A 10,949-nucleotide genomic window follows, 5' to 3' on the forward strand; every position below is an offset into this window, starting at 1 on the left:
CAAAACTCTATCTATAAACAGACAAAACTCTATCTATAAACAGACAAAACTCTATCCATAAACTTCTGTATCCCTTGGGGGAGTAAAGCTCGATAGGGGCCTAAAAGAGGTTCAAAAGAGGTTTATAAAAGAGATTTAAAAGAGGCATCACTATACAAAATCAAAAAACAAAGGAGTGAGCCAAAAACCGGCTCACATTGAACTCCAGTCGCTCTGCTCCTTGCGCCTCACTCCGTTCGTTGCCAAAAAGGTGTGGCTTGCCACACTAAAACGGGCGCTGACGCCCCGCACCCCGTCCAAGCTGAGCCAGCTTGACCGCTTCTTCACTCGCCGTTAGGCAGGAAAGCAAAGTTTCTATAAAACTTTGGCTTTCGCCAATTCAGTGTTAAGACTGGTTAAAAGCTGTCAACTCCTTATGCTCCCACGCTTTGCTCGTCCGCTACCATTGACAGCAAACAGTTAGTTTTTTTGAATCTTAACAAGAATCTAACTGCTATATTCGTTTTTAAGGGCCTTATTTCTCGTTTCTAGCGATTTTGAGACTGTTTATATGTATTTATACCAAAGCAAAAATAAAAAGCCCTCAGTAGGCTTTTAGAGGGCTAAATAACGAAGCCAGGACGATTAATAATATCTTCTTGTCTTTTTTGCAAAATATAAGTATACAGGGAATCATACAAATTCCTTTTGATCTCGTCAGGCTCATTGACAAAAGCTTCAAACAATTCTTGAATATCAACTTGCCAAGGATCAGCAAGCATTTCATCAATTGGTTTTAATACTTTCTTTTCGTCCATCTTAATTACTCCTAACATCAAAATAATGTTTTCAGTTTAAATTCACAGATCTTACAGCACCGTTATTCAAAATTTGTTACCAAGCTCATAAAGATTATCTGCACAAAACAATTAAAAAATTTTGGCTTAAAACAGCGTAATCTACAACAGTTTTTAAGTATTTAAAGCACAATAAGCTTAGTTAAGTGTAAGCATAAGTTTAATTAAGAATACATTCAATTCAACCATGGCAAAAATTGATTGTATGGTTATCAGCAGACCGAGTGAAACGAGGTCAATGCGCACTTACACCCTTGACAAGTGTCAAGGGTAGATTTAATCCCCATTTTGATGGGGATTATTTGTATTAGAAGGCTAGCGCCAACGATCAAAGACCTAGAGCTAAATCTCAAGATTAATCAATCACATTACGAAGGATCCAATGACTATAAGCAAGACGAGCACTGGGAGTTATTACCCAAGGGTGATTAATTTCGAAAATTTGAATTTCAGTTGCTAAGTAAAGTGGCGTCTTACCATGATTAAAAGCAAAAACGGGTTGCGGAAAATCAGGCTTACTAGCAACTTGATGAACACTTTGACGAGAGTTCATCTGCCAGCGAATTTTTAAATCTTCACGCGACAATAACTGTGGCAGCTGTGTTTTTTCAAGTTGAGCTTGTTGCTGCAACTTTTGTGTAAAGGCTTGTTTAGTCTTGTTTTGATGCCAATCATCGAAAAGATCATACTTGTTTGATTTAAAATCTAAATCCATAAAGCCAGCCTCCTAACCAAAATCAATTTTATCCAGCATCGTTTCAGTACTAGCCTGGTCTAAGCCTAAATAAGCTAAAGTCATTGCTTCACTGGAATGATTTAGCAAATTCATGACTAAGCCAATATTATAATTTGATTGCGTGTAAACGCGATAAGCCCCGGTTTTACGCATCGTATGGGTCCCTAGATAATTAATTCCTAACAGATCGCCAACCTTGCTCATGATTTTGTAGAACTGTTTTTCCGTGATATGTCGTTCTGGGTGCTGAATCGAGGGAAACAACCAGTCAGAAACCAAATGGTTTTCTTGCAACCAAGCTTGATAGGCTAATAAATCAGTTTGCACGGGTTTTAAGTAGAGCAGGTTAGCTTTACCGGTCTTTTGGTCGTGTATAAACGCATTCTGACGCACGGTGCCGTTTTCGTTAAAGACATCTGTCCAACGAAGCTTCATAACGTCGCTCACTCGCAACAGAGTCGCTTTACCCACTTGAAAAACGGTATAGTTACGCCAACCAGCTTTGAAATTATGGAGTAACGTATCTTGCACTTCTTTGAGAACATTTGAATCTTTGATGGGTAAGACAATTTGTTGCATAGTTTTAGCTCCTTAAAAAATTGATTTTTAGTACAAATTAAAGTACAATATTAAGTACAATGAAAGGGTGGTAAATATGACATTAGCATTAACACAGAGCGATTTTCGCGCCAACCTAAAAAAATATTTAGATCAAGTTAATGACGAAGACGAAACCGTTTATATTGCTCGTTCAAATAGTCGCGCAGTAGCCATCGTTTCACAAGAAAAAATGGACTGGCTAGAAAGAGCATTAAAAGCGAAAGAAGGTTCGTTAGAATATGCAATTGCACGTGATCAGTTAATTAAACGCCATGTTTTACCTGACGATGAAATTGTTGAATCAGATGATGATTATTGGAGTCAGTTTAAATAATGAAAAAACTAAGATTTAAACCACGTGCAACCTTTAATGCTGATCTAAAACGGTTAGCCAGTTTAGACAAATCTATTATTGATGAAGTTCGAGCAGCCATTGACCTGTTACTTGAGCAACAACAATTACCACCAGAATTTGAAGATCATGAGCTTAATCGGCGAATGAGCGGTTATAATGAATTTCACTTACGAGATACCCCGAAAAACAAAACACCAAGCGAAACTAACGATGTCCTGGTGGTTTATACGATTGATAAAGATGAACTAGTCTTAATTGGCATTCGAGTCGGATCGCATGATCGTTTATTTCCTGGTCAAAATCGTGCTAAAAGGTATCGAAAAAATGACAAATAGAAGAAGTTATTTTTATAATATGAAAATAAATAACCCCTAGTATCTACATTATAGATATTAGGGGTTATTCTTTCAATGTTTTTGAGGGGCGATTTTTCACAAATAGACCCTCTTGTTGTTAAATTAATGTTCTAATTTTATATGCTAAACCAGGGAAAGCCATTAGCATCTTTTCTTTCCAAACCTCTGGATCAACATCAATTGCCATAACAGGAATTAGTGCATTGATATCATCTACTGCTGTTTGGCTAATTTCAGCAGCGCCCACGAGATGATTTTGCTTGTCAAAGACTAATGATAATCGTGCGTGATCATCTGTTCCAGCATAAAGAAAGTCACCTTGAGTAATATCAATATCTTTAATTGAATAATTACTGTCTTCCTTTGCTTTATCAATACTAATTCCAGCTTGAGCGAGTTGGGGGAATGTGAACGTAACGGTTCCAATTACTGGGTACCTAAGAGGTTCAGTTGTTTTATTAGTAAGTAAGGCACTTAAGTAGTCTGCTTCAAACTGTGCCGTAGAGGTTAATGCTGGTGCGGTTTTATCAACAATATCGCCCATTGCGTAAATGTTATTTGCTGATGTGGTCAAATATTTATCAACTTTAATTCCGCGGTTGCTGTACTCTACACCAGCATTATCAAGTTTCAATGCATTAATTTCAGGAACTCTACCACTGGCATTAATAACTTTATCAAAAGTGCCAAGGTTGCCGTTAGCTGATTGAACCTCATAGCCAGTTTGTGCTTCGGTAACAGCTGTAACATTTGTGTTAAATATAAAATTAATACCAAGTGAGTTTTTCATTTCATCAACTAACTGATGAACGTGTTGGCTGTAAAATCCCTCTAGCGGTTGGCCGGATCGGACAATAACGGTTACTCTAACCCCGGCAGCAGACAACAATGTAGCAAATTCCATACCAACGTAACCACTTCCGATAATTGCGACGTTCTTTGGAGTATCTTCGAGTTCAAAAAGGTTAGTACTAGTAAGTAGGTACTCGTGGCCAGGAATGTTAAGAGGATGCGGCTTTTTTCCGGTTGCGATTACAAAATTATCAGCAGTGATTTTTTTATTATTAACTTCAATGGTATGTTGATCAACAAATGATGCTTCACCCTTGATGGTAGTCGCACCCAGGCCTTCATACATACTTTGCATATTATTTAGGAATGACGCCATAGCCTTATTCTTTTGCTGAATAAGTTCTTTCCAGTCAAGCTTAGCTGGTTGAGTAATTCCCTTACCTTGCAAACGCATTGAAGTTAAGGTTGCTCGTGCTGCTCCTTCTAAGAAAATCTTGGGTTCGCAGCCTTCGTTAGGGCAAATTCCGCCAAACCGATTCTTTTCAACAACCGCGATTTTCTTTCCGCTATTCTGCATTCCCAATAGGAAACGATAAACTGATGGCCCACTGCCAATAACAACGTAGTCAAACTTCATTTATAGCTTCCCTCCATTTATTTTGTTTTCTTCTTCTTATCCTCAGTTTGCTTTTGATGTTCAGCGATATTACAACCGTCTGGCCCACATACAGCAGCATCATTATTATCGCCAAATATTGTATTAAATTGTGGCTTATCTTCGGTCATCGTAAATTCCTCCTAATTTTCTTCTTCTTGAACTCGCTTTAAGGCTTTAACAAAGACTTCATATGGTTGGGCACCACTAATTGCATACTTATTATTGATTACAAAAAAAGGTGCAGCATGAATACCGGATTGTTGAGCCTCTGCCTCGTCATTGACCACAGCTTGATGATATTGGTTAGAATTAAGCACTTTTTCTACTTCGTCTTTAGCAAGCCCAGCTTCCATTGCCGCATTTAATAGCACATCATGGTCAGAAATCGATTGACCATCACTAAAGTAAACTTGGTAGAAGCGTCTAATTACTCGTTCAGTCAAATCAGGATCATTTTTAGCTTCTGCGAATTTAATAATCCGGTGCGCATCCATAGTATTTGTAGGTACTACACTGTCAAGATCCATTGGTAGACCATCGTTATGCGCCATTTGTTCGATGTAAGCCATTTGCTTTTTGGCCTGTGGCTCCATTGCCTTATTTCCCTGAGTGAAGTGATTAATGTATCCTTCATCGGTTTCCTTTGGTGTTGCAGGGTTAAGCTCGAATGATTTGAACTCTAATTCAGTTGTGTCATAAATACCAATTTCCTTCATTGCTCGTTTCATTCGGTTAGAACCGATATAACAAAAGGGGCAAGCAATGTCTGACCAATATTTGATTTCCATAAAGTAATTTTCCTCTCTTTAATCTTTAACCGTTTGCCGATGCTTTATGGCTTCGAAATATTCAAAGGCGTTTTGCCCAGCAATACCACCATCGCCAACCGCAGTTGTAATTTGCCGCAGTTGCTTTTGCCGGACATCACCAATTGCATAGATTCCAGGAATTGTTGTTTCCATTTGATCGTTAGTTATAATCCAACCAGCTTGATCGGTAATATTTAAATTATTGAAAATTTGGCTATTTGGAAAGTTACCGACATAAACGAAAACTCCATCAGTGTCTAGAGTTGTATCATCACCGACCTGATTGTTATGAATTTTTACTCCAGTAACATGATTTTCATCACCTAAAATCTCTGTCACACTAGTATTCCAAGTGAAATCTATCTTATCGTTATCAAAAGCACGATTTTGTAATACCTTTTGTGCCCGTAACTGATCGCGACGATGAATGACATTAACTCCATCAGTGACATTAGCTAAGTACAATCCTTCAGAAATTGCTGAATCACCACCGCCAACTACAGTAACATTCTTTCCTTTAAAGAAAGAACCATCACATACTGCACAGTAAGAAACCCCTTTTCCGGAGAACTTTTCTTCACCTGGTACACCTAATTTTCGATTATTAGATCCTGTTGCAATAATTACTGCGCTTGCTACTAACTCGTCACTATCGGTTTGAATATGCTTCATTTGTTGATCATCAACGGTAACGTTTTGGACATCACCATATACAAAATTTACTCCGGCCTTAACGGTTCCTTGATACATTTTCTCACCAAGTTCAGGACCCTTAATTGTTGTAAAACCAGGGTAGTTTTCAATGTCATCGGTGTTGTTCATTTGTCCACCATAAATACCGCGATCAAGCATTGCTACATTTAAATTAGCTCGTGCTGCATATAAGGCAGCGGTCATTCCACCAGGACCGGCCCCAATCACTACTACATCATATTTCCTCATTAAATTTCACTCCAATCTACTTATTAGTCGTCACGTAACGCTAATCCCTTATCCAATGAACGATTAACAATGACTTCTTGTGCATCAATAATGGTTAACCACTATATAATCTAAATGGTCTTAGTCTTTATGGGTTTCAGTTTTCTTATTAAGGAGTCGGACATAACTTTCAGTTGCTAACGTCCCCATACCGCCAAGAATAGTTAAAAAATTCTTCATTAGTTAATAGTGTTGGTAATGAAGTTTTCGACTTCTTCTTTAGTCTTCCGATCTTTATTGACAAGTCTTCCGATTTCTTGCCCATCTCTAAAAATAACGAAGCTTGGAATACCAAAGATATTTAGTTCTTGAGCCAATTCGGTATTCTCATCACGATCGACACTGATGAAAGTGTAATCTTTGAATTCTTGTTCAATTTCTGGTAGATGAGGCTTGATAAAGCTACAATCAGGGCACCAAGAAGCTATAAAAACTAAAATATATTTTCCATTCTTCAGTTTTTTATCAAATTCTTTTTTATTCATTACTGATAGTTGTTCCATTTAGCTTCTCCCCTCTTAACCTAATTAGTATATTGAGCAAGAACGGTTTTAAGTTGGTCCTTACTGTGGAGGCCAACCAGCTTATCAACTACTTGGCCATCTTTTTTGATAATTAAGGTTGGAATAGACATAATTCCAAATGCCATTGGTGTTTTTTGATTTGCATCTACGTCCATTTTAGTGATTTTGACTTTATCGCCAATTTCTTTATCAAGTTGTTCAATAATCGGTCCTTGCATTCGACATGGAGGACACCAAGTAGCCCAAAAATCAGTTAATGTAACACCGGTACTAGTTTCTTTCACAAAGTCTTTGTCAGTTAAGTTCTTAACCATAAGAGTCGCTCCTTTATAGGTAATATTTAATTAAAGTTGTTAATTGTGATTGATCAATAAAACGGGTAATTTTTTCAACGATTTTTCCATCACGCAGCAAAATAGTACTGGGTGCGGAATAAACATTGTATTTTTTTGCTAGTTCTGGGTGAGCATCTGAATTCACTACCCGAACGTTTAAATATGAATTAAAGTCATGGCTAATCTTATTTATTATTGGTCGCTGCGTATAACACTGGGCGCACCAATTATTCTCAAAATTAATTAAGGTTAGCGTTTTATCAATAGTAGACAAGTTATGTCACTGCCTTTCAACTATTCAATCGTTTGCTTGAATAGTTTAATAATACCACATACTTTTTGTAAGTCAATATAAAAGCACGATTTAATCAATAAATGACTAAATCGTGCTTAAACTGTTTATTCTGTTATTTTATTCCAATAATAGTAACTTGAATTTAAACTAACTGCGTCAAAACCATTTCTATTTAAGATCTGTGTGGCAATGTTGGAATTAGCACATAGTCTTCCACGGCAATAAACAATAATTTTTTGATCTTTAGGTAATTTGGGCATTGATTCTTTTAATGTTTCCAATGGGACATTAATTGCCGATTGTATGTGGCCTGCTGCATATTCATCAGAAGGTCGTACATCAAGGACAAAGCAATTTTTGTATTCTTCTTGAGCTTGCTTTAAGGAAATGGTTTTAACGTTATCTTGAGCGTCTGATTTATCCTGAATTGTTTTCATATCTGAAAGTTCACTGTTGCCAATATCGGTTAATAGGTGCACAAGATCACTAATTTTGGGAGAACTAAGGCTATAAATAATATGATTGCCTTTTCGTTTTGTTTTAACCAGATGACTGTCCTTCAATATTTGTAGATGGCGTGAGGCGTTAGCTACACTTATTCCGACCCCGTTGGCAATAGTTTCAACTGATTTGGGTGCTTGAGTTAAAAGATCAAGAATTTCTAATCGTCGATCACTGCTTAGCCCCTTACCAATTTTAGATAGTTCTTCATATAGTCCATTTTTGTAGTTAACTGCTTGTTCAAACATTTTCTTTCCACCTTTTCAACTATTTTGTTGAATAGTTTACCAGTTTTCCTATGAAATTGAAATTCAATATTATTAGTTAATAAATTAATGGGCCTTGTCTTTTTAGATTTAGGAGTCATCCTATAATTATAGACCCTATATATTCATAGCCCCTTTCTGTTTGGTGTTAAAGTATTAGTCATCGATGTCATGCACTATCTTGTTTAGCTCCGTTTTGATGGAACTGGGAATATTTTCTAAATTGAAATGATTATATATTTCTTTATCCTTAAGCATCCTTTTTTGTGCCTTATTTAATTTACACTCATTGTTACCCACTACCCATTCATCCTTTGTACGTATAAAGGGGTTTTGCGCACTTTCCTTTAACGCGTTTTGAACATCTTCATAAGGTAAATAAAATTCAATTGTAGATTTATTTAATTTTACAATCTACCAATTAACGTCTCCATCTTTTCAAAACGACTTAATTCTACGGGCTATAAATAACTTAATTTGCCAGTGTATAACGTTTCAGATTAAGCTACCACTAAGTTATAATAACCATATCGAAAGGAGATCAATCTAATGAAATATACGAAAACCAAAGCAGTATTAAATCAACTCGTTGCCGATTTGAGCCAGATGTCAATGATTATCCATCAGACGCATTGGTACATGCGTGGACCCAACTTTTTGAAGTTGCACCCCTTGATGGATGAGTTCATGGAAGAAATTGACAGCCAACTCGATGTCATTTCTGAACGGCTGATTGCGCTTGATGGCAGTCCTTACTCCACCTTAAAAGAAATGGCCGAAAACACTAAGATTCAAGACTGGCCTGGTGAATGGGACAAAACAACCCCAGAACGCCTCGCACACTTAGTTGATGGCTATCGTTACTTGGAAGACCTTTACCAACACGGCATTGAAGTATCCGATGTTGAAAAAGACTTCAGTACCCAAGATATTTTCATTGGTCTCAAAACCGCAATTGAGAAGAAAATCTGGATGATTCAGGCAGAGCTTGGGTCGGCGCCGGAAGTTGATGAATAAAATAATATTAAAAAATCGGTAGGCTTATGGTAGATTGTAAAATTAATCCGAACGCCCATTTGGATATTGGACAGCCCTAGTTCACAAAAGGTTTCGATTTTAATTCGTTCGGAATAGGTTATACTAGACAAAAGATCAGCTCCTAAAAGATGGGTTTGTGGTAAACACCATTTTAAAGGAAGCTGATCTTTTTTGTCCGAACAGCGTTCGGATTAATTTTACAATCTACCCACCAGAATAATCTGTGGGACAGTCCCAGCCCTCACCCTTTAGCTTGGCAGCTACAGATTGTTCAAATTTATCTTCCGCTATTTAACTAGTCTTCTTTTCTTTTTTAGTTGTAACTATTTACCAAAACGCCACCACTTTTTAGGTTTAGGTTGTGACTCCGGGGTGCTATTTTCAGGTTCCGGTTGTTTGTCTGACGTCACTTCTTTTTCACTATTATCATGCGGTGCCATCGTTAAGGCTTTCAAGTCCTTAATTTCTGCCTTGTATTCTTCGAGCAGTTGTTTGTCCTGTAAGGCCAATCTTTGTTGCTGATCTAGTAACTTATGTAACTCTTTCTTTTCAGATTGAAATTCTGATACTAAATTTCGAAGGAATTTCACTTCATCTTGTCCATCAACCGCATCTTTTTTGTTGTCGTCAACATCATCTTTTTGTTGACGGTATCTTGTTGACGAATCGTTTGAGAACATTGCTTTAATAGCTTTTTGCCCATCAACATCAACGTAAACAGTATTGCCTTTTGTTGATGTAAATTGACGTAAATCGATTGACGCATCTCTTTTTATCTTTTGCCATATAGCCTGCTTTGAAACGCCCAATTCATCAGCAAGTTCTCTAATAGTTTTAGGCATGCTTTCCAAACCCCTTTCGGAGTTCAGCAAGTGCTTCTTGTCTTGCTTGATCTCTTATTTTTTTATCGTGCTCGGCCTGTTTATCAGCCAATGCTTGTTTCTCAGTAGAGCCTAAAGTTAACCCCTTAACCTTGTCAATGGCGCGCCATTTTTCCTGCTCTGTTAATTCACCATTATGCTGAATATTAAAAAGCTTTTGACGCTCATCTTGTAATTGGCCTTGTGAGAAATCATTGGCATCTTTCTTTTCTGGTTTCCAGGTAAACGAATAACCAATCACTGGTTTCCCACGCCCTTTACCATATTTTTTCCTAACCGTTAGGCCTCTAAAAAGAGGCGTAAGTTCCTCTTTGATGGGTTTCAAAATGGATTGATTTATATTGCTACTTTTATAGCTTTTAGGAACATCTAATAGCTCGTTAAAGTCCGAAACTGAAAAGTAAGCGTACCCAGTAGTTCTAAATTGTTTTAGTAACCGAAACATGGTTTTTGCGTAGCTACTTTTTAAATCTCTGAATTCTGATAAAGCATAACGAACCCAACTTTCCAGCTCATTTAATAATTTTATAGCTTTGGGGTAAATTTTAATATCAACATAAGGATCATCAGCATGGCCGTTTATCTCAAATTCGGTAAACATAACAAAAAATTCACGATGAAGCCCATCTTTACTACGCCTTCCAAAGCGTAAGCCTAAAATTTTTTGATAAGTACTCTCAATATCGTCAATAAATCGGTTATTTGCTGTAGGTTTATATGCACTTAATTCTTTTAATTGATCAAATGAAAACCTTACAGTTTTGTCACCCTTGTCACGCATTCTAGAAACTATTGAGAAGAATAAATTCATTTCAACAGGAGTGAATTTTCGAAGTGGGATTGTATTTAATTCAGGATCATATTTAACAATTTCATTACTCAAATGAAACACCTCTTTTAATGAACATGATTTTATGAATATATAATACTACAAAACTCTATCTATAAACAGACAAAACTCTATCTATAAACAGACAAAACTCTAT

The 10,949-nt window shown here is 36.8% G+C and carries 16 protein-coding genes and 2 pseudogenes; 3 read left to right on the forward strand and 15 right to left on the reverse strand.

Annotated features, from left to right (window positions below):
• Window positions 1-602: 602 nt before the first annotated feature.
• The 3 genes from FC99_RS00090 to FC99_RS00100 form a co-directional block, all read right to left on the reverse strand.
• Window positions 603-815: a hypothetical protein gene (locus FC99_RS00090; protein WP_042253872.1), complete on the reverse strand. Its 213-nt coding sequence runs from the start codon at window positions 813-815 to the stop codon at window positions 603-605.
• Window positions 816-1,191: 376 nt separating this feature from the next.
• Window positions 1,192-1,551 (reverse strand): hypothetical protein, encoded by a 360-nt coding sequence (locus tag FC99_RS00095; RefSeq protein ID WP_042253874.1) that lies wholly within the window; start codon window positions 1,549-1,551, stop codon window positions 1,192-1,194.
• 12 nt (window positions 1,552-1,563) lie between these two features.
• Entirely contained in the window at window positions 1,564-2,151 is a 588-nt protein-coding gene (locus FC99_RS00100) for a site-specific integrase (protein ID WP_012660357.1), read from the reverse strand.
• Window positions 2,152-2,227: 76 nt separating this feature from the next.
• Here FC99_RS00100 and FC99_RS00105 point away from each other — a divergent pair, with 76 nt between their 5' ends.
• Both FC99_RS00105 and FC99_RS00110 read left to right on the forward strand, forming a co-directional pair.
• Window positions 2,228-2,506 (forward strand): type II toxin-antitoxin system Phd/YefM family antitoxin, encoded by a 279-nt coding sequence (locus FC99_RS00105; RefSeq protein ID WP_027822197.1) that lies wholly within the window; start codon window positions 2,228-2,230, stop codon window positions 2,504-2,506.
• On the forward strand, window positions 2,506-2,862 hold the full coding sequence (locus FC99_RS00110) for a type II toxin-antitoxin system YafQ family toxin (protein WP_027822196.1): 357 nt from the start codon (window positions 2,506-2,508) through the stop codon (window positions 2,860-2,862). Before FC99_RS00105 ends, FC99_RS00110 begins: the two co-directional genes overlap by 1 nt.
• A gap of 118 nt (window positions 2,863-2,980) precedes the next feature.
• On the opposite strand, the gene FC99_RS00115 is transcribed toward FC99_RS00110, so the two are convergent.
• The 9 genes and pseudogenes from FC99_RS00115 to FC99_RS00140 all read right to left on the reverse strand — a co-directional run bounded on the left by FC99_RS00115 (window position 2,981) and on the right by FC99_RS00140 (window position 8,026).
• Window positions 2,981-4,312 carry a dihydrolipoyl dehydrogenase family protein gene (locus tag FC99_RS00115; RefSeq protein ID WP_042253879.1) on the reverse strand — a complete coding sequence of 444 codons (1,332 nt, stop codon included), beginning with the start codon at window positions 4,310-4,312 and terminating at the stop codon, window positions 2,981-2,983.
• A 17-nt stretch (window positions 4,313-4,329) separates the two neighbouring features.
• Window positions 4,330-4,461, reverse strand: coding sequence for a hypothetical protein (locus tag FC99_RS14335; RefSeq protein WP_015474697.1), 132 nt, complete (start codon window positions 4,459-4,461; stop codon window positions 4,330-4,332).
• 12 nt (window positions 4,462-4,473) lie between these two features.
• A complete protein-coding gene (locus tag FC99_RS00120; protein WP_006844821.1) occupies window positions 4,474-5,121 on the reverse strand; it encodes a DsbA family oxidoreductase in 648 nt (215 codons plus the stop codon).
• An 18-nt stretch (window positions 5,122-5,139) separates the two neighbouring features.
• Entirely contained in the window at window positions 5,140-6,084 is a 945-nt protein-coding gene (gene trxB / locus FC99_RS00125) for a thioredoxin-disulfide reductase (protein ID WP_006844822.1), read from the reverse strand.
• Between the two features lie 123 nt (window positions 6,085-6,207).
• Window positions 6,208-6,303, reverse strand: a pseudogene (locus FC99_RS14050) (aspartate racemase); the annotation flags it as partial.
• Complete coding sequence (locus tag FC99_RS00130) at window positions 6,303-6,626, reverse strand: thioredoxin family protein (protein ID WP_006844823.1); 324 nt, start codon at window positions 6,624-6,626, stop codon at window positions 6,303-6,305. The pseudogene FC99_RS14050 and the gene FC99_RS00130, both read right to left, overlap by 1 nt.
• A gap of 20 nt (window positions 6,627-6,646) precedes the next feature.
• Window positions 6,647-6,961, reverse strand: coding sequence for a thioredoxin (gene trxA, locus FC99_RS00135; protein WP_015474701.1), 315 nt, complete (start codon window positions 6,959-6,961; stop codon window positions 6,647-6,649).
• Window positions 6,962-6,974: 13 nt separating this feature from the next.
• On the reverse strand, window positions 6,975-7,256 hold the full coding sequence (locus FC99_RS13500; RefSeq protein ID WP_008855846.1) for a thioredoxin family protein: 282 nt from the start codon (window positions 7,254-7,256) through the stop codon (window positions 6,975-6,977).
• Window positions 7,257-7,381: 125 nt separating this feature from the next.
• A complete protein-coding gene (locus FC99_RS00140; RefSeq protein ID WP_027822193.1) occupies window positions 7,382-8,026 on the reverse strand; it encodes an ArsR/SmtB family transcription factor in 645 nt (214 codons plus the stop codon).
• A gap of 567 nt (window positions 8,027-8,593) precedes the next feature.
• On the opposite strand from FC99_RS00140, the gene FC99_RS00145 reads away from it, so the two are divergent.
• The gene (locus FC99_RS00145; RefSeq protein ID WP_042253884.1) at window positions 8,594-9,061 is read left to right on the forward strand and encodes a Dps family protein; all 468 of its coding nucleotides are present in this window, start codon (window positions 8,594-8,596) and stop codon (window positions 9,059-9,061) included.
• 41 nt (window positions 9,062-9,102) lie between these two features.
• Here FC99_RS00145 and FC99_RS13700 read toward each other — a convergent pair.
• From FC99_RS13700 to FC99_RS00155, 3 genes and pseudogenes are all read right to left on the reverse strand, one after another.
• Window positions 9,103-9,192: pseudogene (locus FC99_RS13700) on the reverse strand (IS30 family transposase); the annotation flags it as partial.
• 213 nt (window positions 9,193-9,405) lie between these two features.
• Window positions 9,406-9,924 carry a helix-turn-helix domain-containing protein gene (locus FC99_RS00150; RefSeq protein WP_001748066.1) on the reverse strand — a complete coding sequence of 173 codons (519 nt, stop codon included), beginning with the start codon at window positions 9,922-9,924 and terminating at the stop codon, window positions 9,406-9,408.
• Window positions 9,917-10,846: a replication initiation protein gene (locus FC99_RS00155; protein ID WP_056986394.1), complete on the reverse strand. Its 930-nt coding sequence runs from the start codon at window positions 10,844-10,846 to the stop codon at window positions 9,917-9,919. The genes FC99_RS00150 and FC99_RS00155 overlap by 8 nt, the downstream gene beginning before the upstream one ends.
• Window positions 10,847-10,949 lie beyond the last annotated feature (103 nt).

Source organism: Levilactobacillus koreensis JCM 16448, assembly GCF_001435525.1.
Classification (GTDB): Bacteria; Bacillota; Bacilli; order Lactobacillales; family Lactobacillaceae; genus Levilactobacillus; species Levilactobacillus koreensis.

What these genes read in the sequence shown, in the direction of transcription:
- FC99_RS00130 (WP_006844823.1), bottom strand. Translation starts at nt 6,626, where the DNA reads ATGGAACAACTATCAGTAATGAATAAAAAAGAATTTGATAAAAAACTG.
- FC99_RS00095 (WP_042253874.1), bottom strand. Translation starts at nt 1,551, where the DNA reads ATGGATTTAGATTTTAAATCAAACAAGTATGATCTTTTCGATGATTGG.
- trxA (WP_015474701.1), bottom strand. Translation starts at nt 6,961, where the DNA reads ATGGTTAAGAACTTAACTGACAAAGACTTTGTGAAAGAAACTAGTACC.
- FC99_RS00115 (WP_042253879.1), bottom strand. Translation starts at nt 4,312, where the DNA reads ATGAAGTTTGACTACGTTGTTATTGGCAGTGGGCCATCAGTTTATCGT.
- FC99_RS00090 (WP_042253872.1), bottom strand. Translation starts at nt 815, where the DNA reads ATGTTAGGAGTAATTAAGATGGACGAAAAGAAAGTATTAAAACCAATT.
- FC99_RS14335 (WP_015474697.1), bottom strand. Translation starts at nt 4,461, where the DNA reads ATGACCGAAGATAAGCCACAATTTAATACAATATTTGGCGATAATAAT.
- trxB (WP_006844822.1), bottom strand. Translation starts at nt 6,084, where the DNA reads ATGAGGAAATATGATGTAGTAGTGATTGGGGCCGGTCCTGGTGGAATG.
- FC99_RS00100 (WP_012660357.1), bottom strand. Translation starts at nt 2,151, where the DNA reads ATGCAACAAATTGTCTTACCCATCAAAGATTCAAATGTTCTCAAAGAA.
- FC99_RS00150 (WP_001748066.1), bottom strand. Translation starts at nt 9,924, where the DNA reads ATGCCTAAAACTATTAGAGAACTTGCTGATGAATTGGGCGTTTCAAAG.
- FC99_RS00105 (WP_027822197.1), top strand. Translation starts at nt 2,228, where the DNA reads ATGACATTAGCATTAACACAGAGCGATTTTCGCGCCAACCTAAAAAAA.
- FC99_RS00140 (WP_027822193.1), bottom strand. Translation starts at nt 8,026, where the DNA reads ATGTTTGAACAAGCAGTTAACTACAAAAATGGACTATATGAAGAACTA.
- FC99_RS00110 (WP_027822196.1), top strand. Translation starts at nt 2,506, where the DNA reads ATGAAAAAACTAAGATTTAAACCACGTGCAACCTTTAATGCTGATCTA.
- FC99_RS00120 (WP_006844821.1), bottom strand. Translation starts at nt 5,121, where the DNA reads ATGGAAATCAAATATTGGTCAGACATTGCTTGCCCCTTTTGTTATATC.
- FC99_RS00145 (WP_042253884.1), top strand. Translation starts at nt 8,594, where the DNA reads ATGAAATATACGAAAACCAAAGCAGTATTAAATCAACTCGTTGCCGAT.